We start from the raw sequence: 26,048 nt of genomic DNA on the forward strand, positions 1-26,048 counted from the left end.
CATGCCCCCGGACGACCGTCGACCAGCCACATGGGGGTTCACCGTGGGTAAGCATGCTGCGCCCGAGGGGGCGACGGCCGACCCGATCGTCGCCGACGCGCTCGCGCGCCGGCCGGCCGGAGCCGCGCACCACGCCGCGGTCGAGGGCCCCGTCGGCTGGCCGGGCACGCCGGCCGAGGAGGGCGGCGGGCTGGGCTGGCCCGGCGGCCTGGGAGGCGACGGGACGGACGAGGCCGACAGCGCCCCTGAGGAGCCCGCACCACCGGCGCCGGCGGCACCGGACACGGCCCGGCGCGGGTGGCGCCGGCTGCTCGGGGTGAGCCGGGTCGCCTAGGCGGGCGAGCCGTCGTCCCGTCGGGTGCGCCGGTCCAGCTCGCGCAGGAAGTCGGGGTCGTCGTCCGGCGCCAGGGGTCGCGGACGACCCTGCGGACGCTGCGGGCGCGGGCTGCGCGGCGGCCGCGGCGCGCGCAGGCCTCCACCAGGCCGCCCGGGGGCGGCAGCCGCCCGCATGACCAGCACGACGATCGCCACGGCGATCACGAGCACCACCAGGAACACCACGGTTGAACCCCCTCGTCGGCACCCAGCGTACGTCCGCGGAGATACTCGGTGCCGGACGGACGAACATCTCTCGACCACACCCCGACAGGAGCCCGCCATCGACGCCGTGGACGAGCAGCTCATCGACCTCCTGCGCGCCAACGGCCGTGCGAGCTACGCCGAGCTGGCCCGCCAGGTCGGCCTGTCCTCGCCGGCCGTGCACGAGCGGGTCGGCAAGCTGGAGGCGGCCGGTGTCATCACCGGCTACCGCGCGGTCGTCGACCCGGCTGCCGTGGGTCTCGACGTCACCGCCCTGGTGAGCGTCATCGAGAGCGACGCCGTCGACGACACCGGCGTCGAGGCCGCGATGCGCGAGGTCCCGGGCATCGAGGACTGCTGGCGGGTGGCCGGCAGCGAGGGGTACGTGCTCAAGGTGCGCGTGACCGACATCCCGGCACTGGAGGCCACCATCGGCGCGTTGAACCGGATCAGGGGTGTCGCCCGCACCCGCACCACGGTGGTGCTCTCCACGAAATGGGAAGGCCGACATGGCTGAGAACCGTCCCGTCCCCGCCGGCCCGTCGGGCGGTCCGGCGACACCGCCCAAGATCCTCCCGTGGCTGCTCGTCTACACGGTGGGGCGGCTGGCGATCGCCGCCGCGCTGGTGCTGATCCTCTGGATGCTCGGCCTGGGCAGCTTCCCCGGCCTGCTCTTCGGCCTGCTGCTGTCGATGCCGGTGTCCTACCTGCTGCTGCGGCCCTCCCGCGACCGGCTCACCGAGGCCCTCGCGGCCCGCAGCGTCGCGCGCAAGGCGGCCAAGGAGGACCTGCGCACCCGGTTGAGCGGGGACGAGTAGCCCGCTCAACCGCTGAGCGCGAGCCCCGCACCGAGCAGGATCCCGGTGGCCAGGGTCAGCTTCCCGGTGCCCTGCAGGGCCGCGACGAGCGCCGGTCCGCGTCCGCCCGACAGCACCGTCCGCGACGGCGGGACCGCGAGCGGCGCGGCCAGCAGGCCGAGCAGCGCCCAGGGCCGGACGACGCCGACGGCGAGGACCACCAGGAACGCGGCGACGAACAGGTCGACGAACAGGAACCGGGTGGCCCGGTCGCCCAGCAGCACCGCGAGGGTGCGCTTGCCCGCCGTCGCGTCGCCGTCGATGTCGCGCAGGTTGTTGACCACCAGGATCGCCACGATGAGCAGCCCGATCGGCACCGAGACGGCGATCGCCAGGCCCTCGACGTCGCCGGTCTGCACGAAGGTGGTGCCGACGACGGCGACGGGACCGAAGAAGACGAAGACGAACACCTCGCCCAGGGCCCGGTAGCCGTAGGGGGCCGGCCCGCCGGTGTACGTCCACGCGGCGACGATGCAGACGGCGCCCACCGCGACCAGCCACCAGCTCGACAGCGCGGCCAGCGCCAGCCCGGCCACCGCCGCGACGCCGAAGGCGATGCCGGCGGCGACCAGCACCTGCTCCGGGGTGGCGGCGCCCGAGCCGACCAGCCGCATCGGCCCGACCCGGTCGGCGTCGGTCCCGCGCTTGCCGTCGGAGTAGTCGTTGGCGTAGTTCACGGCCACCTGCAGGGCGAGCGCGACCACCAGGGCCAGCAGGGCCGCGGGGAGGTCGAAACCGTCCAGCCCGGCCGCCGCGCCGGTGCCCACGAGGACCGGGGCGAGCGCGGCCGGGAGGGTCTTCGGCCGGGCGCCGGCGATCCACTGGGCGGGGGTGGCCATCAGACCTCCGTGGTCAGGGCGGCGACCGCGCGGCGGTCGGGCTTGCCGGTGTGCAGGAGGGGCAGCTCGTCGAGGAGGTGCAGCTGCCGGGGCGCGGCCGCGGCGCCCAGTCTCCCGGCCACCCACGCGCGCAGGGCCGCCAGGTCCGGCCGCCCGCCGGGCGCCGGGACGACGGCGGCGACCACGCGCTGGCCCCACGTCTCGTCCGGGCGGCCGAACACCACGGCGTCCGCGACGTCCGGGTGCTCCCGGAGGGCGGCCTCCACGGCGGCCGGCGCGACGTTCACGCCGCCGGAGATGACGACGTCGTCCAGCCGGCCGGTGACGGTCAGCCGGCCGTCGGCGTCGAGGGCGCCGGCGTCCCGCGTCCGGAACCAGCCGCCGCCGAACGCCGCCTCCGTCGCCCCGGGGTCGAGCCGGTAGCCGAGGGCGAGGGTGGGGCCGGTCAGCTCGACACCGTCGGTCACCCGAACCTGCACGCCGGCCAGCGGCCGCCCGTCGTACACGCAGCCGCCGGCTGTCTCCGTCATCCCGTAGGTCGTCACGACGCGGACCCCGGCCTCCGACGCCCGGTCGCGCAGCGCGGCGTCGGTGGCCGCGCCCCCGACGAGGACGGCGTCGAAGGCGCGCAGCGCATCGGGTTCCTCGTCCAGGTACCGCCGGAGCTGGGTGGGGACCAGGGCCGTGTACCGGCGCCCGGCCGGCATGCGGCGCACCGCGTCGGCGAGGCGCTCGCCCGTGGCCAGGACCTCGGCCCGCGTCCCCGCGAGAAGGCTGCGGCAGAGCACCTGCAACCCGGCGATCGCCGAGACCGGCAGCGCCAGCAGCCAGTTCCCCGGACCGCCCAGCCGCTCGTGGGTGGCGGTCGCGGAGGCCTCGAGGGAGGTGGCGGGGAGCAGGACGCCGCGGCCCCCGCCGGTCGAGCCGGAGGTGACGACCACGAGGTCGGTGCCGTGCTCGAGGGGCTCGTCGGGCCGGAGCACCGCGAGAGCGGCGTCCACGACGGCGGGGGGACCGGCGGGCAGCACGGCGAGGGGGCGTCCGCCGCGCAGCGCGTCGCGCAGGTGGTCCGGGGTGAGCTCCGCTGCGGCCACGAGGGTGAGGTGCTGGGCCACGACGGGCAAGCCTACGGCGCTGCCCAACTACGCTGGCGTGGTGATGACCGCCGTGTACCGGGTGCCGCTGCGCACCCGTTTCCGCGGCATCGACGTCCGCGACGGCGTGCTGGTGCAGGGCCCGGCCGGCTGGGGCGAGTTCTCCCCGTTCTGGGACTACGACGTCGACGAGAGCCGCCGCTGGTGGGCGGCCGCCGTCGAGTCCGCCGTCGAGGGCTGGCCGGCCCCCGTGCGCTCGTCGGTCCCGGTGAACGTCACCGTGCCCGCGGTCGACGCCGAACGGGCGCACGCCATCGTCAGCGCGTCGGGGTGCCGCACGGCCAAGGTCAAGGTGGCCGAACCGGGGCAGACGCCCGCCGACGACCTGGCCCGCGTCGAGGCGGTCCGCGACGCCCTGGGGCCGGCCGGCGCGATCCGGGTCGACGCCAACGCGGCCTGGGACGTCGACACGGCGGTCGCCCGCATCGGGGAGCTCGACCGCGTCGGCCTGGAGTACGTCGAGCAGCCCTGCGCCACGCTCGAGGAGCTGGTCGCGCTGCGCCGCAGGATCGAGGTCCGGGTGGCCGCCGACGAGGTCGTCCGCCGCTCGGCCGACCCGCTGCGCGTCGACCTGCGCGAGGCGTGCGATGTCGTCGTCCTCAAGGTGCAGCCGCTGGGCGGGGTGCGGGCGGCGCTGCGGGTCGCCGAGGCGCACGGCCTGCCGTGCGTCGTGTCCTCGGCGCTCGAGAGCTCGGTCGGCATCGCCGCCGGGGTCGCCCTGGCCGCCGCGCTGCCGGAGCTGCCCTTCGCCTGCGGGCTCGCCACGGTGGCCCTGTTCACCGACGACGTGACCTCCTCACCGCTGCTCCCCGTCGACGGCGAGCTGCCGGTGGTGCGACCGGAGCCGGACCGGCTCGACGCGGTGGCGGCCGACGCGGGTACCGCCGCCCGCTGGCGCGCCCGGCTCGACGCCGTGGCGGCCGCGTGAACCCCTCCACCGCGTTCGCCCGCGTGCTGGTCGACGAGCTGGTCCGGGGCGGCGTGACCGACGCCGTGCTGGCGCCCGGCTCCCGGTCGGCGCCGGTCGCGCTGGCGCTCGCGACCGCCGAGCGGGACGGGCGGCTGCGGCTGCACGTGCGCATCGACGAGCGGACGGCGGCCTTCCTCGCGCTCGGGCTGGCGAAGGCGTCGGGCCGGCCGGTGCCGGTGCTGACGACGTCCGGCACCGCGGCCGCGCACCTGCACGCCGCCGTCCTGGAGGCCGACGCGAGCGGGGTTCCGCTGCTGGCGCTGACCGCCGACCGGCCGCCCGAGCTGCGCGCGACCGGCGCGAACCAGACCATCGAGCAGACCGGGCTGTACGGCGGTGCCGTGCGGTGGGCGGCCGACGCCGGCGTGCCGGAGGAGGGCCGCGAGGAGGCGCAGAACCGGTACTGGCGGTCGCTCGTCGCCAAGGCGCTGCTCACGGCCCGCGGTGCCCTGTCGGGAGACCCGGGCCCGGTGCACCTGAACCTCGCGCTGCGCGAGCCGCTGCTGCCGGACGACGAGGGTGCGGAGCTCACCGGTCCCTGGGCCGGCCGCCCGGACGGTGCCCGGTGGACCGACGGTGAGCGCATCACCGTCGCCGCCCCCCTGGCCGGAGGCGCGGAGCGCACCCTCGTCGTCGTGGGCGACGGGCCGGGCGGGTTCGGTGCCGTGGCGGCCCAGGCGGCCACGGAGCACGGGTGGCCGGTGGTCGCCGAGCCGTCCAGTGGCGCGTGGGGGGCCTCGGAGCGCGGCGGGGCACTGCTCCTGGGGGCGCGGGACTGGGCGCGCGAGCACCGCCCGGGGCGCGTGCTGGTGATCGGCAGGCCGACCCTGTCCCGACCGGTCTCGGCGCTCCTCGCCGACCCGGAGGTCCGCGTGGAGAGCGTCGCCGCGAGCCCGAGGTGGCCGGACGCGACGCGGTCGACCGCCCGCGTCGGCGGCCCGCCGACCGGCTTCCCCCGGATGCCGGGTCAGGTCCCGGTCGTGGCCGGATGGGCCGGGGAGTGGGCGGCGGCGGCCGACCGCGTGGGTGCCGCCGTCGACGGGCTGCTCGACGCCCGGCCGGAGTTCACCGCCGCCCGGCTCGCGCGCGACGTCGTCGCGGCGCTGCCGTCCGGGGCGCTCCTGGTGCTCGGTTCCTCGACACCGGTGCGGGACGTCGACCGGCTCGCCGTACCGCGCGGCGACCTCACCGTGCTGGCCAACCGGGGCGTGGCGGGTATCGACGGGACGATCTCGACCGCGGTGGGCGCCGCCACGGTGCACGGCGGCCCGGCGTTCGCGTTGATGGGTGACCTGACGTTCCTGCACGACCTGACCGGTCTGCTGCTCGGCGAGGGCGAACCGGCGCCGGACCTCACCGTCGTGGTGCCCGACAACGACGGCGGCGGCATCTTCGCCCAGCTCGAGCCGGGGGAGGACCGGCACGCGCGCGACTACCGGCGGGTGTTCGGGACGCCGCACGGCCGCGACCTGGTGGCGGTGGCCCAGTCGCTGGGCTGGGCCGCGACGCAGATCTCGTCCCCGGCGGAGCTGCCGGGTGCGCTGGCCCTGGGCGGTCCGCGGGTCGTCGTCGTCCGCACCGACCAGCGGGCGGAGGCCGCGCTCGCCGTCGAGCTGCGCGCCGCCGCGGCGGACGCGCTCGCGGCCTGAGGGTCGCCCTGGTGGGTGACACCGGCCCGCGTGCGGGGCGTCGTCCTTGCCGCCGGGTCCTCGATCGTCCAGCGTTGCGCGACGTGACGCATCGCCTGGATGAGGTGCGGCTGAGCCGGCCGGTCGCCATCGCCTACCTGGTGATGGTGTCGCTCCTGTGGCTGAGCCACGTGGTCGCGCTGGTGCTGGGCCTCACCGGCGATGCGGCGCCGGTGCGATCGGACGACCCGCTGCTGGCCGGGCTCGGGCTCGCTGTCGTCGGCGCGTGCTTCCTCGTGCTCGCGGCGGTCTCCCGGCAGCTGGAGCCGGGCACGAACCTGCTCACCCACCCGATCCGGATGGTGACCCTGTTCTACGGGTCGGAGGCGCCGGTCGCCTGGCGCTCGCTGCGCGACTGAGAGCTCTCAGCCCTCGAGCGCGGCCTGGAAGGCGGCGAACTTCGACTGGGTCTCGGCCAGCTCGGCGGCCGGGTCCGAGCCGGCCACGATGCCGCAACCGGCGAACAGCCGGGCGCTGTCGTCGCCGACCAGCTCGGCGCAGCGCAGCGCCAGGCCGAACTCGCCGTCACCGCGGGCGTCGAGCCAGCCGACCGGCCCCGCGTAGCGGCCCCGGTCCATGCCCTCGAGCTCGGCGATGACCGCGACGGCGTCCGGCGTGGGCGTGCCACCGACGGCGGCCGTCGGGTGGACCGCGCCGATCAGCTCGAGCAGCCCGGCGCGCCCCCGCTGCGTCCCGGTGACGTCGCTGGCGAGGTGCCGCACGTTGGCCAGCGTGAGCAGCTGTGGCTCCGCGGGGGCGTCCAGCGTCGAGCAGTAGGGCTCCAGCGCCCGGACGAGCGAGTCGACGGCCAGCGCGTGCTCGGCCCGGTCCTTGGCCGAGCCGATGAGGGCCGCGGCCAGGCGCTGGTCGTCGGCTCCGGCGCCGCGCGGGGCCGTTCCGGCCAGCACACGGGCCGACAGCTCGCGCCCGGTGCGCCGCAGCAGCAGCTCGGGCGTGGCGCCCAGGAGCCCGTCGACGGAGAAGGTCCAGCAGTCGGGGAAGCGGGCCGCCAGCTTGCGCAGCAACCGCCGCGGGTCGAGCGGGACGTCGGCGGAGACCAGCAGGTCGCGCGCGAGCACCACCTTCTGCAGCTCGCCGGCGTCGATCCGCGTGACGGCGGTGGCGACGGCGGCGCACCAGCTCGCCGGGTCCATCGCCCCGTCGGCGTAGCGCAGCCGCGGGGCAGGCCCGTCGTCGGTGCGCCCGGGGAGGAGGACGTCGCGCGGGTCGACGTCCCCGACGGTGGTCAGCCAGGCCACGCCGTCGCGACGTCCGAGCACCACCTCGGGGACGACGAAGACCGACGTCCCGGCGACCGGGTCGAAGGCGATGCTGGCGAACGCGACGGGCCCCGAACCGGGCACGGACAGCGCGTCGTCGGCGTCGAGGCCGGCGGTGTAGCGGGCCCACCACGCGGCGGCGTCCCGGAGCGCGGTGGGGCCGGTGACCTCCAGCCGCGCGGCCTCGCCCCAGCCGACCAGGCCCTCGCCGCGACGCACCCAGGAGAGCGCTCCGTCGGCCGGGAGCCGGTCCAGCAGCTCGCCGACGGCGTCCGTGCAGACCGTCGTGACGGTGCGCGCGGCCGCTGCCGGGGAGGTCAGAGCCGCTGCCGTCACGCCCCCAGCGTAGGCAGCCCGGTAGCGTCGGTGCCGTGGGAGACCGGCGAGACCCTGCTCATAGGGACATGGCACACACCGCCGGGCTGCGGGCGGGTCTGGACAAGCGGCCGGCCGACGTCGCGGCGATGTTCGACCGGGTCGCCAAGCGCTACGACGTCACGAACACCGTGCTCTCCGGCGGACTGGACGCCTCCTGGCGGCGGGCCACGCGCGAGGCGCTGGGCGCACGACCGGGGCAGACGGTCCTGGACGTGGCGGCCGGGACGGCCGTGTCGACGGTCGAACTCGCGGCCGGCGGCGTGACCGCGATCGCCTGCGACTTCTCCCAGGGCATGCTGCGGGCGGGGGCGGCGCGGCCGGTGCCCAAGGTGGCCGGCGACGCGATGGCGCTGCCGCTGGCCGACGAGAGCGTGGACGGCGTCGTCATCTCCTTCGGCCTGCGGAACGTGGCCGACCCGTCGGCCGCGCTGCGCGAGTTCCACCGGGTCACCAGGCCGGGCGGGACGCTGGTGATCTGCGAGTTCTCCTCGCCGACGTGGACGCCGTTCCGCACCGTCTACACCGAGTACCTGATGAAGGCCCTGCCCCGGATAGCCCGTGCGGTGTCGAGCAATCCGGAGGCCTACGTCTACCTCGCGGAGTCGATCCGCGCCTGGCCCGACCAGGCCGCCCTGGCGGCCAAGGTCCAGGACGCGGGTTGGGACGACGTCGCGTGGCACAACCTCACCGGCGGCATCGTCGCGCTCCACCGCGCGCGGCGGTCAGGGAACTCAGACGCGTCCTGACCGTCCCCTCCTCACGAGGACGACGAGCAGTTCCGCCACGGTCGAGCCGAGCAGGACGACGAGCGCCAGGACCCACCGGTCCAGCACCGCGGCCGTGACCGCGCCGGCCGTCCCTGCCGCGCCGAGCAGCAGCTCGGGCCGGCCGATCGCTCGGGTCGTCACGCACGTCATCCTGCCGCACGCGGAATTGTCGTACTGCGAACGTATGTTCGATCCGTGCCCGTCGACGAGCTCCGCCGCAGCCCTGTGGAGGGCGCGCTGGTCGGATTGCTGCTCGAGCAGCCGCCGGACGTTTCCCGGCTGCCCGTGGCGCTGCTGTCCGACGGGGAGAAGGCCGCCGAGCTCCAGCGGCTCCAGGCCCGCAAGGCGATGGACGCCGCGTACGAGGCGGAACTGGTCATGGGTCTCGCGGCCGACCGCCCGGACACCGACGACCCGCCGCCGGGCCACCCCGGTGCGCGGCGCCGGGGCGCGGGGTCGCCGGTGCCGGGTACCAGCGAATTCCTGCCCGACGAACTCGCGCTGGTGCTGAACTGCTCGCGCACCTTCGCCACGGGTGTCCTCGCGGACGCCTACGAGCTGGTCGAGCGGATGCCCGCGGTGCAGGCCGCGTGCGCCGCGGGCGCGCTGGACTGGTGGCGGGCCCGGGTCTTCGCCGACGTGCTGGGGCCGGCCTCGGACGAGGTGGTCGCCACCGTGGTGCCCGCCGTGCTGCCGGAAGCTGCCGCGCTCTCGTCGGGGCGGCTGCGGCGCCGGTTGATCTCCGCCGCGATCGCGGCGGACGAGGAGTTCGCCGAGCGACGGCGGATCGAGGCCGAGCGGCGCGCGGAGGTGCGGGTCCGGCCGACGCAGGACGGCATGTCGGTGCTGTCGAGCGAGCTGCCCTCGCCGGTGGCCGCGGCGATGTGGTCGGCGATCGACACGGCCGCCCAGCTCGCGCGCACCGCGGGGGACGACCGACCGATCGGGCTGCTGCGCGCCGAGGCGCACGCGGCCATGGTGCTCCGGCCCGGCGGCTCGCCCTCCGGGCCCGGCTCCACCGCGCAGATCACGGTGCTCGCGCCGCTGGCGGCGTTGCACCCGGGCGGCACCGCGGACCTCGCCGTCGACCAGGGGCCGCAGGCTGCCGGCGTGCCGATCACCGCTGCACACCTGCGCGAGCTCATGACCCAGCTCGGCGCTCTCGGTGTCCAGGCACCGCCCGGCGGCAGCCTCGAGGTCGCGATCACCGGCGAGGACGGCGCGCTGCTGGCGACGGCAACCGGTGGAGAGCTGGCGCGGCAGTCCGCACGCGGCTGCCCGGTGCACGGCCGCGCCGCCGCGTGCGCCTGCCCCGTTCTCGGGGCGCCGGCCGCGGTTGCGAGATACGCGCCCTCCGCCGCCCAGGGCCGGTTCCTGAAGCTCCGCGACCGGACCTGCCGGCACCCCGGGTGCTCGCAGCCGGCCGGGCGGACCGATGCCGACCACGTCGTGGCCTACGACTGCGGCGGGCGGACCGGCTGCGAGAACCTCTGCTGCCTGTGCCGGACGCACCACCGGCTGAAGACCTTCGCCCGGAACTGGCGCTTCGAGCTCTCGCCCGACGGGACCCTCCGGGTGACCACCCCGAGCGGCGTCACCCGGTGCACCCGCCCCCCGGGTCTGCGCCACCCCGTCCTGCAACGGGCACTGCCCGCACCGGCGCCGCCACCGGGGCCGCCGGACGAACCGCCGCCCTTCTGACGACCCTCACCGCGGCGGACCGTGAGCGGTTCCCGGCCGGCGTCGGCATCGCTAGCGTCCGGGCGTGGCTGTCGACCTCTTCGCGGGACTGCCCGTCAGCGACTACGAGCTGTCGCTGACCTGGTACGAGCGGCTGCTCGGCGCACCCGCGTTCTTCCCGAACGAGGTCGAGGCGGTCTGGGAGATCGGCGAGCACCGGTACCTGTACATCGACGTGCGGCCGGAGCACGCCGGCCACGCGATGCACACGCTCTTCGTCGACGACCTCGACGCGTGGGTCGACCGCCTCGCCGACCAGGGGATATCGCCGGCCGAGCGGGAGACGTACGAGAACGGCGTGCGCAAGGTGACCTACCGGGATCCCGACGGCAACGAGATCGGACTGGGCGGCGGCCCCGCGGAGTGATGCCTCCCCGGGTTCCGGTCGGGCACCTCCGGTCATAGCGTCGGTCCATGACGAGCCCGCCGCCCCCGTCCCCGCAGCCACCGGGTCCCTCGCCGTCGCCGACCGACCCCATCCCGCCGCCGATGCCTGCGCCGTACCCGACCCCGGATCCGGTCGACCCGTCGGCGCCCCCGCCCGCGCCGATGCCCGAACCGCTCTAGGGCCGGGGGCCTCCGGTGGGCCGCCGCGCGTTCGCCGACCGCGGCGCCGCAGGACGGGCGCTCGGCGAGCACCTCGCCCGCCGTCCCCTCCCCGCCCCGCTCGTGCTCGGCCTGCCCCGCGGCGGGGTGGTCGTCGCCGCGGAGGTGGCCGCAGCGCTCGCCGCCCCGCTCGACGTCCTCGTCGTCCGCAAGCTCGGCCTGCCCGCCCAGCCCGAGCTGGCCATGGGCGCGATCGCCGCGCTCGGCGAGGCGGTCGAGACGGTGCGGGTCGAGTCCGTCCTCGTCGCGGCCGGCGCCGGCAGCGCCGCCTTCGACGAGGTGGGGCGGCGGGAGCTCGTGGAGCTGCGGCGGCGGGAGGCCGCCTACCGGGAGGGCCGGCCGCCACCGGCCGTCGCCGGGCGCGCGGTGGTCCTGGTCGACGACGGGCTCGCGACCGGCGCCACCATGCACGCCGCCGTCGTCGCCGCCAGGTCCGGGAGCCCTGCGTCGATCACCGTCGCCGTGCCGGTCGGCTCGCCGCGGGCCTGCGACGCACTCCGGCCGCTCGTCGACGACCTGGTCTGCCTGCTGGCCCCGCCCTCGTTCCGGGCAGTCGGGCACGCCTACGGCGACTTCGGCCAGACCACCGACGAGGAGGTCCGGCACGCCCTCCACGGCGCCGCCCGCGAGCTGTGACCGATCGCACCGCCAGGGGGTGCTGTCAGGTTGCTCACACCGCGGCCTAGACTCGGAACTGTCGACTTTGTGAACCAATTCACAAGCGGAACCGAGGAGGCGCGCCGTGCCCGGCACGACCGCAGCACCGCTCGACGCGGACGCCCGCGCCGATGTGGTCGTGGTCGGTGCAGGTCCCGCCGGGTCGAGCGCCGCGTGGTGGCTGGCGCAGGCCGGGCTCGACGTCGTCGTCCTCGAGAAGGCCGCCTTCCCGCGCGAGAAGGTCTGCGGCGACGGCCTGACCCCGCGCGGGGTGAAGGCTCTCGACGACATGGGCGTCGACACCACCGGCTGGGTGCGGCACAAGGGCCTGCGGGTCGCCGGCGGGGGACAGGTGGTCGAGGTCGACTGGCCGCGGCTGGCGAGCTGGCCCGGGTACAGCCTGGTGTGCCGTCGCAGCGAGCTCGACGCCCGCCTCGCCGCCCACGCGCAGGCCGCGGGCGCCCGGCTGCACACCGAGGTCACCGTCACCGACCCGCTGCTCGACGAGGCCGGGCGGGTGGCCGGCGTGCGCTACACCGCCGGCCCCGGCAAGGAGCCGGGCGAGATCCGCGCCCACCTGGTCGTCTCGGCCGAGGGGCTCTCCGGGCGCCTGGCCAAGAGCCTGGGGCTGGCCCGCCGCGAGGACCGGCCGCTCGGTGTCGCCGTCCGCCGGTACGTGAGCAGCCCGCGCACCGCCGACGAGTACCTCGACATCTCCTTCGACCTCGCCCCCGAGGGGCCCACCTCCGAGTCGATGCCCGGGTACGGCTGGATCTTCGGGATGGGCGACGGCACCGCCAACGTCGGCTTCGGCCTGCTCGACACCCGGCGCTCCGACGGCAGCGACCACCGCGAGGTCCTCCGGCGGTGGCTGGACACCTTCCCCGCCGAGGACCAGCTCGGCGAGGAGCACGCCGTCACGCCGCTGCGCGGAGCCGGCCTGCCCATGGCCCTGCACCGGCAGCCCGCCTACACCCGGGGCCTCCTGCTGACCGGCGACGCCGCCGGCACGGTCAACCCGTTCAACGGCGAGGGCATCAGCTACGCCATGGAGACCGGGCGCACGGCGGCCGAGGCCGCGGCCGACGCGCTCGCGGTTCCTGCGGGCCCGGCGCGGGAGGCCGTCCTCCGCCGATACCCCGAGCGGCTGCGCGCCGCCTACGGGCGCCACCACCGCCTCGGCGTCGGCTTCCTGGCCCTGCTGGCCCGGCCGGACGTCGTCCGGTTCGCCACCGCCCACGGCCTCAAGCGGCCGGCGCTGGTGAACGCCGCGCTGCGGCTCATGGGCAACCTCAGCGACGGCCGGGACGGCGACGGCGTCGACCGCGCGATCGCCGTCCTCACGCGGCTGGCACCGGCGGTCTGACATGCCACGTCACACGCGTATCGACACGCTCCGCAACCGTCCGGTCCCTGGCCGGAACGTGATCGTCCTCACCGTAGGGTGCCGCTGATGCTCTCGAACTACGTCCCGATCGTCGGGCTCTTCGCGCTGGCCGCAGCTTTCGCGCTGTTCTCGGTGACGGCCGCGCCGTACGTGGGTCCGCGCCGCTACAACCGGGCCAAGCTCGAGGCCTACGAGTGCGGGATCGAGCCGGTCGACCAGCCGCTCACCGGCGGCCGCTTCCCGGTGAAGTACTACCTCGTCGCGATGCTCTTCATCGTCTTCGACATCGAGATCGTCTTCCTCTACCCGTGGGCCGTGCACAACGAGGCGCTGGGCGTCTTCGGGCTGGTCGAGATGGTCGTGTTCATCGCCACCGTGTTCATCGCCTACGCGTACGTGTGGCGCCGCGGCGGGCTCGACTGGGACTGACAGGGGAGCTGACATGGGACTCGAGGAGAAGCTGCCGAGCGGCGTGCTGCTGACCAGCGTGGAGAAGCTGGTCAACTGGACCCGCAAGTCGTCGCTGTGGCCGGCGACGTTCGGCCTGGCCTGCTGCGCGATCGAGATGATGGCCTCGGGCGCCGGCCGCTACGACCTGGCCCGCTTCGGCATGGAGGTCTTCCGCGCCTCGCCGCGCCAGGCCGACCTGATGATCGTGGCCGGCCGGGTCAGCCAGAAGATGGCGCCGGTCCTCCGCCAGATCTACGACCAGATGCCCGAGCCGCGCTGGGTGCTCGCGATGGGCGTCTGCGCCAGCTCCGGCGGCATGTTCAACAACTACGCGATCGTCCAGGGCGTCGACCACATCGTCCCGGTGGACATGTACCTGCCCGGCTGCCCGCCGCGGCCGGAGATGCTCATGGACGCGATCCTCAAGCTGCACCACAAGATCCAGCACGAGCCCCTCGGCGCCAAGCGCGAGCGGCAGCTGGAGCGGGCCCGCGAGGACGGCACGGCGAAGGACCTGCACGTCGAGATGCCGTCGACGGTGCGCGTGGACAAGAAGGCACGCCGCGCCTACGAGGAGGCCGCGGCGGCCGGCCGCACCGGTCAGTTCGCGATCGAGCAGCGGGGCGGCAACGCCGTCCTGCTGCCCGACGAGCGGCCCAGCGGGCTCGGGAACGCCTGGCGATGAGGGGACAGCGCTGATGAGCGACGACGGCGGTTCGAACCTCGTCCCCGGCCGCGAGCAGGCCGGCTACGACGACGCCACCCCACCCGGCGGCGGGTTCCGGAAGGGCGCCTTCGGGGTCACCGGCAGCGGCGACACCTCCGGCTTCGGCGGTCTGGTCCGGGTCGAGCCCGGCGGCGCGGTGGCGCTGCACTCCACCGACCGCCCCTACGGCGGGTTCTTCGACGAGGTCACCGACGCCCTGATCGAGTCGGTGGGCGAGGCGACGTACGCGGCCGCGGTGCAGCGGGTGCTGGTCGACCGCGGCGAGATCACCTACTTCGTCGCCCGCGAGCACCTGCTCACGCTCGTGCAGGCGCTGCGCGACGACGAGGCGCTGCGCTTCGAGCTGTGCAGCAGCGTGTCCGGCGTCGACTACCTCGACAGCGGCGGCCCGGCGGCCGGGCCCGACCGCCCGCGGCTGCACGTCGTCTACCACCTGACCTCGATGACCTACCGCCGCCGCATCCGGCTCGAGGTCGCCGTCACCGCCGAGGACCCGCACGTCCCCTCGGTCACCGGCGTCTACCCGACGGCGGACTGGCACGAGCGCGAGACCTGGGACATGTTCGGCGTCGTCTTCGACGGCCACCCGGCGCTGACCCGGATCCTCATGCCGGACGACTGGGACGGGCACCCGCAGCGCAAGGACTACCCCCTCGGCGGCGTCCCCGTGGAGTACCACGGCGCGACGATCCCGCCGCCGGACACCCGACGTGCCTACCGATGAAGGGGGCCTACCGATGAGCACCGTCTACAACGAGGCCGACCCGTACGCCGGCTCCCGGGAGACCACCGAGGGCCGCGTCTACACGGTCACCGGCGGCGACTGGGACCTCACCTTCGCCGACCCGCACGGCGAGGAGCGCCTCGTCGTCAACATGGGCCCGCAGCACCCGTCGACGCACGGCGTCCTCCGCCTGATCCTCGACCTCGAGGGCGAGACGGTCACCAAGGCCCGGACGACGATCGGCTACCTGCACACCGGTATCGAGAAGAACACCGAGTACCGCAACTGGACGCAGGGCACGACGTTCGTGACCCGGATGGACTACCTGAGCCCGCTGTACAACGAGGCCGCCTACTGCATGGCGGTCGAGAAGCTGCTCGGCATCGAGATCCCGCAGCGCGCGGCGACCATCCGCGTGCTGGTCATGGAGATCAACCGGATCGCCTCCCACCTCGTGGGCCTGGCCACCGGCGGCATGGAGCTCGGTGCGCTCACCGCGATGACCAACGGGTTCCGCGAGCGGGAGATGTGCCTCGACCTGCTGGAGGAGATCACCGGCCTGCGGATGAACCACGCCTACATCCGCCCCGGCGGCCTCGCGCAGGACCTCCCCGAGGGGGCGGTCGACTCGATCCGCGAGTTCCTGACGATCATGCCGAAGCGGGTGGCCGACTACCACCGCATGCTCACCGGCCAGCCGATCTGGCAGCGGCGGCTCAAGGACGTCGGCTACCTCGACGTCACCGGCTGCCTCGCCCTCGGTGTCACCGGGCCGGTGCTCCGCTCGGCCGGTCTGCCGTGGGACCTGCGCAAGACCGAGCCCTACCTCGGCTACGAGACCTACGACTTCGAGGTCCCGACCGCCGACACCGCCGACGCCTGGGGCCGCTACCTGGTCCGGATGGCCGAGATCAACGAGTCGCTCAAGCTGATCGCGCAGGCCGTCGACCGGCTCGAGCCGGGCCCGGTCATGGTCGAGGACAAGAAGATCGCCTGGCCGGCCCAGCTCTCGCTCGGCGCCGACGGCATGGGCAACTCCCTCGACCACGTCCGGCACATCATGGGCCAGTCGATGGAGGCCCTGATCCACCACTTCAAGCTGGTCACCGAGGGCTTCCGGGTCCCGGCCGGCCAGGTCTACGTGCCGATCGAGTCGCCCCGCGGCGAGCTCGGCTACCACGTGGTCAGCGACGGCAGCACCAGGCCGTGGCGCGTCCACGTGCGCGACCCCAGCTTCGTGAACCTGCAGGCCACGGCGGCGATGAGCGAGGGCGGCATGATCGCCGACGTCATCGCCGCGATCGCCTCGATCGACCCCGTCATGGGAGGAGTCGACCGGTGAGTGCACTTCCTGGATCCGCCGAGGGGACGGCGGTCACGGGCCTCGACTCGAGCCCGGTCGAGCCGGCGCCGCTCGACCTGCCGCCGCTGACCGAGCAGACCGCCCTCGAGGCGGCCGAGATCATCGCCCGCTACCCGGTGCCCCGCTCGGCGCTGCTGCCGATGCTGCACCTGGTCCAGTCGGTGCAGGGCTACGTCTCGCCCGAGGGCGTGGCGTTCTGCGCCGACCAGCTCGGCCTCACCAAGGCCGAGGTCGGTGCGGTCGCGACGTTCTACACGATGTACAAGCGGCGTCCCACCGGCCGGCACCTGGTCAGCGTCTGCACGAACACGCTGTGCAGCGTGCTCGGCGGGCAGCGGATCATGGATGCGCTCTCGGCCGACCTCGGCGTGCACCACGACGAGACCGCCGCCGACGGGTCGATCACCCTCGAGCACGCCGAGTGCCTGGCCGCCTGCGACTACGCGCCGGTCGTCACCGTCGACTACGAGTTCTACGACCAGCAGGACGTCGACAGCGCCCGCGAGCTGGTCGCCGCCCTGCGCCGCGGGGAGAAGCCGCTGCCCACCCGCGGTGCGCCGCTCACCGACTTCAGGGGCATCTCCCGTCAGCTGGCCGGCTTCTCGCAGCACGGCGACGACGCCTCCGCGGCGGCCGCCGTCGACAACCCCGGCGAGTACGGGCCGACCCTGGTCGGCCTGCGGCTGGCCGAGCAGCGGAGGGAGTCGGCCCCGCCGATGCCCCGCCCGTCCACGCCGGCACCGGACACCGACGAGCCCGCTGCCACCGTCGCGCCCACGGGCCGGACGGGGGAGACGCCGGGCCGCGAGGCCGCCGACGCGCGGGTCGCCGCCGCCGACACCCCGGCCGAGAAGGCCGGCGCGGCCGGCTCGCACCCCGACGCGCCCGAGCCGGCCGGCCGCTCCCTCGCCGACCAGGACGACGGCACCGAGACACCTGCAGGGACCGAGCCGGGCACCTCCGGCCAGGGTCCGGGGAAGGCCTGACATGCCCCTCACTCCCGTCCTCACGACCCGCTGGGGCGCCCACAAGAGCTGGCGGCTGTCGACCTACGAGTCGATGGAGGGCTACGCGGCGCTGCGCACGGCGCTGTCCATGACCCCCGACGAGCTGGTCACGATGGTCAAGGACTCCGGCCTGCGCGGTCGCGGCGGTGCCGGCTTCCCGACCGGCATGAAGTGGAGCTTCATCCCGCAGCCCAAGCCGGGGGAGACGCCCACCGGTCCCGCGGCGATGCCCAAGTACCTCGTGGTCAACGCCGACGAGGGCGAGCCGGGCACCTGCAAGGACCTGCCGCTGATGATGGCCGACCCGCACTCGCTGGTCGAAGGCGTGATCATCTCCGCGTACGCGATCCGGTCGCACTTCGCGGCGATCTACGTCCGCGGCGAGGCCGTGCACGCCCACCGCCGGCTGGTGGCCGCCGTCGAGGAGGCCTACGCGGCCGGCTACCTCGGCACCGACATCCTCGGCTCCGGGTACGACCTCGAGCTGGTCGTGCACGCCGGCGCCGGCGCCTACATCTGCGGCGAGGAGACGGCGCTGCTGGAGTCCCTCGAGGGCTACCGGGGCCAGCCGCGGCTCAAGCCGCCCTTCCCGGCGGTCGCCGGTCTCTACGGGTCGCCGACGGTCATCAACAACGTCGAGACGCTGGCCAGCGTGCCGTTCGTCGTCCGCGGGGGCGCCGACTGGTTCAAGGAGTTCGGCCCGGAGAAGTCGCCCGGTCCGAAGATCTACTCGCTGTCGGGCCGCGTCGTCCGCCCGGGCCAGTACGAGGCCCCCATGGGGACGACGATGCGCGAGCTGCTCGAGATGGCCGGCGGTGTCCGGCCCGGCCACGAGCTGAAGTTCTGGACGCCGGGCGGGTCCTCGACGCCGTACTTCACCGCCGAGCACCTCGACGTCCCGCTCGACTTCGACTCGGTGGCGGCCGCGGGCTCGATGCTCGGCACGACGGCGCTGATGGTCTTCGACGAGACCGACTCGATCGTCGAGGCCACGCTGCGGTTCACCGAGTTCTACGCGCACGAGAGCTGCGGCAAGTGCACCCCGTGCCGCGAGGGGACCTACTGGCTGGTCCAGATCCTCGAGCGGCTGGTGCACGGCCGGGGCACCGCGCAGGACCTCGACCTGCTCACCGACACCTGCGACAACATCCTGGGCCGCTCGTTCTGCGCCCTGGGTGACGGTGCGACCAGCTGCATCGCCAGCTCGCTGAAGTACTTCCGGGACGACTACGTCGCCCTGCTGCCGCCCGAGGAGCAGGCCCGCCTGGGCCGCTCCCTCCGCATCGAGCCCGTCGGAGTCGCTTCGTGACGCTGACCAACCCGACTCCCGCGCCCGCGGTCCCCCCGGGCACGCCCGGGCCGCACACGCCGCCGGACGCCGTCCACTGCGTGATCGACGGGTTCGAGGTCGCCGTCCCCAAGGGGACGCTGATCATCCGGGCCGCCGAGCAGATCGGCGTCCAGATCCCGCGGTTCTGCGACCACCCGCTGCTCGAGCCGGTCGGCGCGTGCCGCCAGTGCCTGGTCGAGGTGGAGGGCCAGCGCAAGCCGGTGGCCTCGTGCACCATGCCGGTCACCGACGGGATGGTGGTGAAGACCCAGCTCACCAGCGAGGTCGCGGACAAGTCGCAGCAGGGCACGATGGAGCTGCTGCTGATCAACCACCCGCTCGACTGCCCGGTCTGCGACAAGGGCGGTGAGTGCCCGCTGCAGAACCAGGCGATGAGCAACGGCCGCACGGAGAGCCGGTTCGTCGACGAGAAGCGGACCTACCCCAAGCCGCTGCCGATCAGCAGCGAGATCCTGCTCGACCGCGAGCGCTGCGTGCTGTGCGCGCGGTGCACCCGCTTCTCCCAGCAGGTGGCCGGCGATCCGTTCATCGAGCTGTTCGAGCGGGGCGCGCTGGAGCAGGTCGCCATCTACGAGGACGAGCCGTTCGAGTCCTACTTCTCCGGCAACACCACCCAGATCTGCCCGGTCGGGGCGCTCACCAGCGCCCAGTACCGGTTCCGCGCCCGCCCGTTCGACCTGCGCAGCGAGCCCAGCGTCTGCGAGCACTGCGCGTCCGGCTGCGCCCAGCGCACCGACTACCGGCGCGGCAAGACCACCCGACGGCTGGCCGGCGAGGACCCGGCGGTCAACGAGGAGTGGAACTGCGACAAGGGCCGCTACGCGTTCCGCTACGTCACCGCCAACGAGCGGCTCACCACGCCGCTGGTGCGCCGGGACGGCGAGCTGCAGCCGGCCTCGTGGCCGGAGGCCTGGGCCGCCGCGGCGGCGGGTCTGAGCCACGCGCGGGCCGAGGGCGGTGTCGGCGTGCTGCCCGGCGGCCGGCTCACGGTCGAGGACGCCTACGCCTACGCCAAGTTCGCCCGCGTGGCCCTCGGCACCAACGACGTCGACTTCCGCGCCCGCGCCCACTCCGCCGAGGAGCTCGCCTTCCTCGGCGCGTTCGTCGCCGGGACGGGACCGGGCCGCGGCGGGGTCACCTACGACGAGCTGGCGCAGGCGCCCGCCGTCCTCCTGGCCGGGTTCGAGCCGGAGGAGGAGTCGCCGATCGTGTTCCTCCGCCTGCGCCGCGCCGTGCGCACGCGGAAGCTCCCGGTCTTCGACCTCGCGCCGTTCGCCACCCGCGCCGCCGAGAAGCTGGACGCCACCGTGCTGACCACGCTGCCTGGCGCCGAGGCGCAGTCGCTGCGGGCGCTGGCCGAGGGCACCTGGGGCGGCCCGGCGGTCGAGGCGCTCCGCGCGCCCGGCGCCGTCGTCCTCGCCGGCGAGCGGCTGGCCGAGGCACCCGGTGCCTTCTCGGCGCTCGTCGCCCTGGCGCGGGCCACCGGCGCGCGCGTCGCCTGGATGCCCCGGCGCGCGGGTGAGCGCGGCGCCGTCGAGGCCGGGGCGCTGCCGAGCCTGCTGCCCGGCGGTCGCGGCGTCGGCGATGCCGCCGCGCGCGCCGACGTGGCCGCCCTCTGGGGCGCCGAGCTGCCCGCCACCCCGGGCAGGGACCTCACCGGCATCCTCACCGCCGTCCGCGACGGCGAGCTGCCCGGCCTCCTGGTCGGCGGGGTCGACCCGTGCGACCTGCCCGACCCGGCGCTGGCCGAGTCCGCGCTGGCCAGCGCGTCCTTCGTGGTCAGCCTCGAGATGTTCCCGAGCGTGGTCACAGAGTGGGCCGACGTCGTCCTGCCGGTCGCGGCGGCGCCGGAGAAGGCGGGCACCTACCTCGACTGGGAGGGCCGGCCGCGGACCTTCGACGCCACGCTGCACGGCACCGGGCGGCTGCCCGACGGTCGCGTCCTCCAGGGGATCGCTGACGCCATGGTCGAGATGGGTGACGACGTCGCAGACCTGCGGCTGCCGACCCCCGAGGCCGCGCGTGCCGAGCTCGCCGCCCTGGGTGCGGTCCGCCGGCCCGGTGAGGGGACCGGCCTGGACGTCGCGCCGCCTCCGGCGCCGTCGCTGCGGCAGGACGAGGCGGTGCTCGCCTCCTGGCGGCAGCTCATCGACTCCGGGACGCTGCTGCGCGACGAGCCCGAGCTGGCCGGTACGGCCCGGCAGCCGGTCGCCCGCATCGGCGTCGAGGCCGCGGGCCGGCTCGGCGTCGTCGACGGCGACCGCGTGACGGTGAGCGGCGCGACCGGCTCGGTCAGCCTGCCCGTCCGCGTCACGGCCATGCCCGACCAGGTGGTCTGGCTGCCGATGAGGTCACCGGGCAGCGATGTCCGCAGCGACCTGGGCACCGGCCCGGGTGGCGTGGTCCGACTGTCGGCCGGGGGGTCGCTCTGATGCTGCTCTCAGCTCCCGACCAGCCGACGCTCGAGGACTTCGGTTCCGACGTCTGGTGGATCGTTCTCATCAAGATCGTCGGCATCTTCGTGGTGCTGGTGCTGATGACGCTGTTCGCCATCGTGTTCGAGCGCAAGGTCGTCGCCCGGATGCAGCAGCGGATCGGCCCCAACCGGGTCGGCCCCCGCGGCTACCTGCAGAGCCTCGCCGACGGGCTGAAGCTGGCGTTCAAGGAAGACATCATGCCGGCGCTCGCCGACAAGCCGGTGTACTTCCTGGCGCCGGTGATCGCCGCGATCCCCGCGTTCCTGGCGTTCTCCGTCATCCCGCTGGGCCCCACCGTGAGCATCTTCGGCGAGCGCACCCCGCTGCAGCTCACCGACGCCCCCATCGGCGTCCTCGTCGTCCTCGCCTGCTCGGCGATGGGCGTCTACGGCATCGTGCTGGCCGGCTGGGCGTCCGGGTCGACCTACCCGCTGCTCGGTTCGCTGCGCAGCGCCGCCCAGATGGTCAGCTACGAGATCGCGATGGGGCTCTCGATCGTCGCGGTGTTCCTCTACGCCGGCTCGATGTCCACCTCGGAGATCGTGGCCGCCCAGGCCGAGGGCAACCAGCTGTCGTTCTTCGGCTGGGAGTTCACCGGACCGAGCTGGTTCGCCGTCCTGCTGCCGGTCTCGTTCGTGATCTACGCGATCGCCGTCGTGGGCGAGACCAACCGCGCCCCGTTCGACCTCCCGGAGGCCGAGTCGGAGCTCGTCGGTGGCTTCCACACCGAGTACTCGTCGCTGAAGTTCGCGCTGTTCTTCCTCGCCGAGTACATCAACATGGTCACCGTCTCGGCGCTGGCCGCGACGCTGTTCCTCGGCGGCTGGCGGGCCCCCTGGCCGATCTCGATCTGGGACGGCGCCAACACCGGCTGGTGGCCGCTGCTCTGGTTCTTCCTCAAGGTCGTCGTCGCGCTGTTCGTGTTCATCTGGCTGCGCGGCACGCTGCCCCGCCTGCGCTACGACCAGTTCATGCGGTTCGGCTGGAAGGTGCTGGTCCCGACCGCGCTGGTCTGGATCCTCGTCGTCGCCACGATGCGCACGGTGTCCCGCGAGGCCGACCTGTCCACCGGTCAGGTCGCGCTCTACGTCGGCGTCCCGATCGCGCTGCTGGTGCTGGCCGGGCTGCTCGTCGCCAGCCGGACGGCGAACCGCGACACCCGGCTCATGGCCGAGGAGGCCGCGGCGGGCGGGATCCACGCCGTCGACCCGGAGCCCGACGTGCTGCCGGCGGCAGGTCCGCGCCGCCGGCCCAGCGGGGGCCCGAGCCGCTCGGAGGGCGGCTTCCCCATCCCACCGATGGACCTGAAGGTGCCGCCGTCGCCTCGGCTGCGGCGCCAGCAGGTCACCACGGACGGGGCCGGCTCCCAGAACGTGGTCGTCGGCACGGGCCGACGGGGTTCCGCGACCGTCCAGGAGGACGACAGTGTCTGAGATCGAGCGCTCGACGGGGGCGCGCAACCGGCCCGCGGTGCGCGACAGCATCATGCCCGCGCCCGCGCAGGGGTTCGGGGTCACGTTCGCGCAGATCTTCCGCAAGGTGACGACCGAGCAGTACCCGTTCGAGCCCAAGGTGACCAAGCCGCGCTACCACGGGCGGCACGTGCTCAACCGGCACCCCGACGGCCTGGAGAAGTGCGTCGGCTGCGAGCTGTGCGCCTGGGCCTGCCCGGCCGACGCGATCTACGTCGAGGGCGGCGACAACACCGAGGACGCCCGCTTCTCGCCGGGTGAGCGGTACGGCGCGGTCTACCAGATCAACTACCTGCGCTGCATCTTCTGCGGGCTGTGCATCGAGGCCTGCCCCACCCGGTCGCTGACGATGAGCAACGACTTCGAGCTGGCCGACGACAACCGCCAGGACCTGATCTACACCAAGGAGCAGCTCATGGCGCCGCTGCTGCCCGGCATGGAGCAGCCGCCGCACCCGATGCGCCTCGGGGACGACGAGAAGGACTACTACCTGCGGGTCCCGGGCTCCTCCGCGGCCGAGCCGGTGCAGGGGGAGCGGGTATGACCGAGACGCTCGGCGGCGGCGAGACCGTCGTCTTCTGGGTCCTGGGCCCGATCGCCCTGGCCGGGGCGCTCGGCATGGTGCTCAGCCGCAACGCGGTGCACTCGGCGCTCTGGCTGGTCAACACCATGCTGGCGCTGGGCGTGTTCTACGTCGTCCAGGAGGCGCCGTTCCTGGGCGCGGTGCAGATCATCGTCTACACCGGCGCGATCATGATCCTGTTCCTCTTCGTGCTCATGCTGGTCGGCCGCGACTCCTCCGACTCGGTGGTGGAGACCCTGCGCGGCCAGCGCGTCGCGGCGATCCTGCTCGGCATCGGCTTCGCCGGCCTCGTGGGCGCCGGCATCGCCGAGGCGACCCGCGACCTGCCCGTCGCGGGGCTGGCCGACGAGGGCGGCGTGGGCAACATCCCGGCGATCGCCGAGCTGCTGTTCACCGACTACCTGCTCGCGTTCGAGGTGACCAGCGCGCTGCTGATCACCGCCGCGGTCGGCGCCATGGTCCTCGCCCACATCGAGCGGGAGCCCGGCAGCCGCCGGACGCAGAAGGAGCTCTCGCGGGCCCGGTTCCTCACCGCCGACCACCCGCAGACCCTGCCCGGCCCCGGTGTCTTCGCCCGCGCGAACTCGGTCGCCGTGCCCGCGATCCTGCCCGACGGCACCCGCTCCGAGGCGAGCATGGCCGCGGGCATCGAGCCCGAGGTGCCCGACCAGATGCCCCGGCCCACCGGCCGCGGCCAGCTCGGCTCGCCCGACGCCGCGCTCGGCACCCTCGACCCCGCGCCGCGCGACGGGAGCAGCGACCGATGACGCTCACCTACTACCTGGTCCTCGCCGCGATCCTGTTCACCATCGGCGCGGTCGGCGTCCTGGTGCGCCGCAACGCGATCGTCGTGTTCATGTGCGTCGAGCTGATGCTCAACTCGGTGAACCTGACGCTGGTCACCTTCGCCCGCGCCACCGGCACCGTCGACGGCCAGATCATGGCGTTCTTCGTCATGGTCGTCGCCGCCGCCGAGGTCGTGGTCGGCCTCGCCATCATCATGTCGATCTACCGCACCAGGCGGTCCGCCTCGGTCGACGACGCCAACCTGCTGAAGTACTGACGGGGACCGGGGAATGGATGCTCTGCCCGCCGAGGGCCTGCTCGCTGCCTCCTGGCTGCTGATCGCGCTGCCGCTCGCCGGTGCCGCGGTGCTGCTGCTGGGCGGGCGGCGCACCGACCGCTGGGGTCACCTCCTGGGGACGGCGACAGTCGTCGCCGCCTTCGTGCTCGCGCTGCTGTGCACCGTCCAGCTCGCCGGGCTCGACGAGCGGTCGGTGGACGTGGAGCTGTTCACGTTCATCTCCACCGGCGAGCTCGACATCACCGCCGGGCTGCTCTACGACCCGCTGTCGGCGGTGTTCGTCCTGCTGATCACCGGCGTGGGCTCGCTCATCCACGTCTACTCGATCGGCTACATGGCGCACGACCCCGCGCGCCGGCGGTTCTTCGCCTACCTGAACCTGTTCGTCGCCGCGATGCTGCTGCTCGTCCTCGGCAACAGCTTCGTCGCGCTGTACGTGGGCTGGGAGGGCGTGGGTCTGGCGTCCTACCTGCTGATCGCCTTCTGGTACACCCGCCCGGCGGCGGCCACCGCGGCCAAGAAGGCCTTCATCATGAACCGGGTCGGCGACGTCGGCCTGGCCCTGGCGATCTTCCTGATGTTCGCCCAGCTGGGGACGACGTCCTACGCGGGTGTCTTCGGCACCGTCGGCACCCTGGCCGGCGGGACGATCACCGCGATCGGCCTGCTGCTCCTGCTCGGCGCGTGCGGCAAGTCCGGCCAGTTCCCGCTCCAGGCCTGGCTGCCCGACGCCATGGAGGGCCCGACCCCGGTCTCGGCGCTCATCCACGCCGCGACGATGGTCACCGCCGGCGTCTACCTGATCGCCCGGTCCGCGCCGATCTACGACCTCACCGAGACCGCGCGCACCGTCGTCATGGCCATCGGTGCGCTGACCCTGCTCATCGGGGCCATCGCCGGCTGCGCGTACGACGACATCAAGAAGGTGCTGGCCTACTCGACGGTCAGCCAGATCGGCTACATGTTCCTGGCCGTGGGCCTGGGGCCGGCCGGCTACGTCGCGGGCCTGGCGCACCTGCTCGCGCACGGCTTCTTCAAGGCCGGGCTCTTCCTCGGCGCCGGGTCGGTCATGCACGCGATGGACGACCAGGTCGACATGCGCCGGTTCGGCGGGCTCTGGCGGAAGCTGCCGGTCACCTTCGTCACCTTCGGGCTGGGCTACCTGGCGCTGATCGGCTTCCCGTTCCTGTCCGGGTACTTCACCAAGGACGCGATCATCGAGGCCACGTTCGACCGGGACGACGCGCTCGGCTGGGCGTTCGGCGGCATCGCCGTCCTCGCCGCCGGCCTCACCGCGTTCTACATGACGCGCCTGATGCTGATGACCTTCTTCGGCCGCGCCCGGTGGGAGGACGGCGTCCACCCGCACGAGTCGCCCTCGGTGATGACGGTGCCGATGATCGTCCTCGCCGTCGGCTCGGTGTTCTCCGGCGCGCTCCTGGTCTCGGTCTTCCCCCTGAGCGACTGGCTCGAGCCGGTGTTCGGGGAGCCGGAGGAGGCCGAGCACGTCATCGCGCCGGTCACCATCGGCATCGCGCTGACGGTGATCATGCTGCTCGGCGTCCTGGCCGCCTGGCTGTTCGTCGGCCGCCGCGAGGTACCCGTGACCGCCCCGACGCGGGTCTCGCCGGTCACCCGCGCGGCTCGCAACGCCCTGTACGCCGACGCGATCAACGAGTCGCTGTTCATGCGCCCCGGCCAGTGGCTCACCCGGGCCCTGGTCTGGTTCGACAACCGCGGGGTCGACGGCGCGGTCAACGGCCTCGCCGCCACCCTCGGCGGGTCGTCGTCCCGGCTGGGCCGGACGCAGACAGGCTTCGTGCGCACCTACGCCCTCGGGATGCTCGGCGGCGCCGTGCTGGTCGCGGGCGCCCTGCTGGCGGTGACGGCGGGATGAGCTCCATCTCC

At 74.3% G+C, this 26,048-nt stretch carries 28 protein-coding genes; 23 read left to right on the forward strand and 5 right to left on the reverse strand.

The genetic code is table 11. The features are described from left to right. Window positions 1-43 precede the first annotated feature (43 nt). Window positions 44-334 carry a hypothetical protein gene (locus DCS98_RS08865; RefSeq protein WP_116450998.1) on the forward strand — a complete coding sequence of 97 codons (291 nt, stop codon included), beginning with the start codon at window positions 44-46 and terminating at the stop codon, window positions 332-334. Here DCS98_RS08865 and DCS98_RS08870 read toward each other — a convergent pair. Next, window positions 331-561: a hypothetical protein gene (locus tag DCS98_RS08870; RefSeq protein WP_116451139.1), complete on the reverse strand. Its 231-nt coding sequence runs from the start codon at window positions 559-561 to the stop codon at window positions 331-333. The two genes, DCS98_RS08865 and DCS98_RS08870, sit on opposite strands and share 4 nt — an antisense overlap. Before the next feature lie 106 nt (window positions 562-667). Between DCS98_RS08870 and DCS98_RS08875 the strand changes: the two genes are divergently transcribed. Further along, on the forward strand, window positions 668-1,096 hold the full coding sequence (locus DCS98_RS08875; RefSeq protein WP_241037393.1) for an Lrp/AsnC family transcriptional regulator: 429 nt from the start codon (window positions 668-670) through the stop codon (window positions 1,094-1,096). Next, window positions 1,089-1,397, forward strand: a complete 309-nt coding sequence (locus DCS98_RS08880) for a DUF4229 domain-containing protein (protein ID WP_116450999.1) — start codon at window positions 1,089-1,091, stop codon at window positions 1,395-1,397. The genes DCS98_RS08875 and DCS98_RS08880 overlap by 8 nt, the downstream gene beginning before the upstream one ends. A 5-nt stretch (window positions 1,398-1,402) precedes the next feature. On the opposite strand, the gene DCS98_RS08885 is transcribed toward DCS98_RS08880, so the two are convergent. Together DCS98_RS08885 and menE are read right to left on the reverse strand one after the other, a co-directional pair. Next, a complete protein-coding gene (locus DCS98_RS08885) occupies window positions 1,403-2,275 on the reverse strand; it encodes a 1,4-dihydroxy-2-naphthoate polyprenyltransferase (RefSeq protein ID WP_116451000.1) in 873 nt (290 codons plus the stop codon). After that, the gene (gene menE, locus DCS98_RS08890; protein WP_116451001.1) at window positions 2,275-3,390 is read right to left on the reverse strand and encodes an o-succinylbenzoate--CoA ligase; all 1,116 of its coding nucleotides are present in this window, start codon (window positions 3,388-3,390) and stop codon (window positions 2,275-2,277) included. The genes DCS98_RS08885 and menE overlap by 1 nt, the downstream gene beginning before the upstream one ends. Before the next feature lie 43 nt (window positions 3,391-3,433). Here menE and DCS98_RS08895 point away from each other — a divergent pair, with 43 nt between their 5' ends. The 3 genes from DCS98_RS08895 to DCS98_RS08905 all read left to right on the forward strand — a co-directional run bounded on the left by DCS98_RS08895 (window position 3,434) and on the right by DCS98_RS08905 (window position 6,446). Next, entirely contained in the window at window positions 3,434-4,357 is a 924-nt protein-coding gene (locus DCS98_RS08895) for an o-succinylbenzoate synthase (protein WP_116451141.1), read from the forward strand. Beyond that, a complete protein-coding gene (gene menD / locus DCS98_RS08900; protein ID WP_116451002.1) occupies window positions 4,354-6,048 on the forward strand; it encodes a 2-succinyl-5-enolpyruvyl-6-hydroxy-3-cyclohexene-1-carboxylic-acid synthase in 1,695 nt (564 codons plus the stop codon). The genes DCS98_RS08895 and menD overlap by 4 nt, the downstream gene beginning before the upstream one ends. An 83-nt stretch (window positions 6,049-6,131) precedes the next feature. Continuing rightward, window positions 6,132-6,446 carry a hypothetical protein gene (locus DCS98_RS08905; protein WP_164704472.1) on the forward strand — a complete coding sequence of 105 codons (315 nt, stop codon included), beginning with the start codon at window positions 6,132-6,134 and terminating at the stop codon, window positions 6,444-6,446. 6 nt (window positions 6,447-6,452) lie between these two features. Here DCS98_RS08905 and DCS98_RS08910 read toward each other — a convergent pair whose 3' ends face one another. Next, window positions 6,453-7,703: an isochorismate synthase gene (locus tag DCS98_RS08910; protein WP_116451004.1), complete on the reverse strand. Its 1,251-nt coding sequence runs from the start codon at window positions 7,701-7,703 to the stop codon at window positions 6,453-6,455. 68 nt (window positions 7,704-7,771) lie between these two features. On the opposite strand from DCS98_RS08910, the gene DCS98_RS08915 reads away from it, so the two are divergent. After that, window positions 7,772-8,491 carry a demethylmenaquinone methyltransferase gene (locus DCS98_RS08915; RefSeq protein WP_116451005.1) on the forward strand — a complete coding sequence of 240 codons (720 nt, stop codon included), beginning with the start codon at window positions 7,772-7,774 and terminating at the stop codon, window positions 8,489-8,491. On the opposite strand, the gene DCS98_RS22955 is transcribed toward DCS98_RS08915, so the two are convergent. Then, entirely contained in the window at window positions 8,477-8,653 is a 177-nt protein-coding gene (locus DCS98_RS22955) for a hypothetical protein (RefSeq protein WP_164704473.1), read from the reverse strand. The genes DCS98_RS08915 and DCS98_RS22955 overlap by 15 nt on opposite strands. A gap of 54 nt (window positions 8,654-8,707) precedes the next feature. Between DCS98_RS22955 and DCS98_RS08920 the strand changes: the two genes are divergently transcribed. The 16 genes from DCS98_RS08920 (at window position 8,708) to nuoL (ending at window position 26,037) form a co-directional block, all read left to right on the forward strand. Further along, entirely contained in the window at window positions 8,708-10,213 is a 1,506-nt protein-coding gene (locus DCS98_RS08920; protein WP_164704474.1) for an HNH endonuclease signature motif containing protein, read from the forward strand. A 64-nt stretch (window positions 10,214-10,277) separates the two neighbouring features. Further along, window positions 10,278-10,619, forward strand: coding sequence for a VOC family protein (locus DCS98_RS08925; protein WP_116451007.1), 342 nt, complete (start codon window positions 10,278-10,280; stop codon window positions 10,617-10,619). Window positions 10,620-10,834: 215 nt separating this feature from the next. Next, entirely contained in the window at window positions 10,835-11,494 is a 660-nt protein-coding gene (locus tag DCS98_RS08930; protein ID WP_116451008.1) for a phosphoribosyltransferase, read from the forward strand. A gap of 106 nt (window positions 11,495-11,600) precedes the next feature. Then, window positions 11,601-12,881 (forward strand): geranylgeranyl reductase family protein, encoded by a 1,281-nt coding sequence (locus DCS98_RS08935; protein WP_116451009.1) that lies wholly within the window; start codon window positions 11,601-11,603, stop codon window positions 12,879-12,881. A gap of 87 nt (window positions 12,882-12,968) precedes the next feature. Further along, on the forward strand, window positions 12,969-13,331 hold the full coding sequence (locus tag DCS98_RS08940) for an NADH-quinone oxidoreductase subunit A (RefSeq protein ID WP_164704475.1): 363 nt from the start codon (window positions 12,969-12,971) through the stop codon (window positions 13,329-13,331). Between the two features lie 13 nt (window positions 13,332-13,344). Further along, window positions 13,345-14,037, forward strand: coding sequence for a NuoB/complex I 20 kDa subunit family protein (locus tag DCS98_RS08945; protein WP_116451010.1), 693 nt, complete (start codon window positions 13,345-13,347; stop codon window positions 14,035-14,037). A 13-nt stretch (window positions 14,038-14,050) separates the two neighbouring features. After that, complete coding sequence (locus DCS98_RS08950; protein WP_116451011.1) at window positions 14,051-14,803, forward strand: NADH-quinone oxidoreductase subunit C; 753 nt, start codon at window positions 14,051-14,053, stop codon at window positions 14,801-14,803. A 13-nt stretch (window positions 14,804-14,816) separates the two neighbouring features. Further along, entirely contained in the window at window positions 14,817-16,145 is a 1,329-nt protein-coding gene (locus tag DCS98_RS08955) for an NADH-quinone oxidoreductase subunit D (protein ID WP_116451012.1), read from the forward strand. Next, entirely contained in the window at window positions 16,142-17,152 is a 1,011-nt protein-coding gene (gene nuoE / locus DCS98_RS08960) for an NADH-quinone oxidoreductase subunit NuoE (protein ID WP_116451013.1), read from the forward strand. Before DCS98_RS08955 ends, nuoE begins: the two co-directional genes overlap by 4 nt. A 1-nt stretch (window position 17,153) precedes the next feature. Beyond that, window positions 17,154-18,482 carry an NADH-quinone oxidoreductase subunit NuoF gene (gene nuoF, locus DCS98_RS08965; RefSeq protein WP_116451014.1) on the forward strand — a complete coding sequence of 443 codons (1,329 nt, stop codon included), beginning with the start codon at window positions 17,154-17,156 and terminating at the stop codon, window positions 18,480-18,482. After that, the gene (locus DCS98_RS08970) at window positions 18,479-20,956 is read left to right on the forward strand and encodes an NADH-quinone oxidoreductase subunit G (protein WP_116451015.1); all 2,478 of its coding nucleotides are present in this window, start codon (window positions 18,479-18,481) and stop codon (window positions 20,954-20,956) included. The genes nuoF and DCS98_RS08970 overlap by 4 nt, the downstream gene beginning before the upstream one ends. Then, window positions 20,956-22,434 (forward strand): NADH-quinone oxidoreductase subunit NuoH, encoded by a 1,479-nt coding sequence (gene nuoH, locus DCS98_RS08975; RefSeq protein WP_116451016.1) that lies wholly within the window; start codon window positions 20,956-20,958, stop codon window positions 22,432-22,434. Before DCS98_RS08970 ends, nuoH begins: the two co-directional genes overlap by 1 nt. Continuing rightward, window positions 22,427-23,017 carry an NADH-quinone oxidoreductase subunit NuoI gene (nuoI, locus tag DCS98_RS08980; RefSeq protein ID WP_116451017.1) on the forward strand — a complete coding sequence of 197 codons (591 nt, stop codon included), beginning with the start codon at window positions 22,427-22,429 and terminating at the stop codon, window positions 23,015-23,017. Before nuoH ends, nuoI begins: the two co-directional genes overlap by 8 nt. Further along, window positions 23,014-23,823 carry an NADH-quinone oxidoreductase subunit J gene (locus tag DCS98_RS08985; protein WP_116451018.1) on the forward strand — a complete coding sequence of 270 codons (810 nt, stop codon included), beginning with the start codon at window positions 23,014-23,016 and terminating at the stop codon, window positions 23,821-23,823. Before nuoI ends, DCS98_RS08985 begins: the two co-directional genes overlap by 4 nt. Then, window positions 23,820-24,119: an NADH-quinone oxidoreductase subunit NuoK gene (gene nuoK, locus DCS98_RS08990; protein ID WP_116451019.1), complete on the forward strand. Its 300-nt coding sequence runs from the start codon at window positions 23,820-23,822 to the stop codon at window positions 24,117-24,119. Before DCS98_RS08985 ends, nuoK begins: the two co-directional genes overlap by 4 nt. 13 nt (window positions 24,120-24,132) lie before the next feature. Then, on the forward strand, window positions 24,133-26,037 hold the full coding sequence (nuoL, locus tag DCS98_RS08995; RefSeq protein ID WP_206340166.1) for an NADH-quinone oxidoreductase subunit L: 1,905 nt from the start codon (window positions 24,133-24,135) through the stop codon (window positions 26,035-26,037). Window positions 26,038-26,048: the final 11 nt, after the last annotated feature.

Source organism: Blastococcus litoris, assembly GCF_003075095.1.
GTDB classification, from domain to species: domain Bacteria; phylum Actinomycetota; class Actinomycetes; order Mycobacteriales; family Geodermatophilaceae; genus Blastococcus_B; species Blastococcus_B litoris.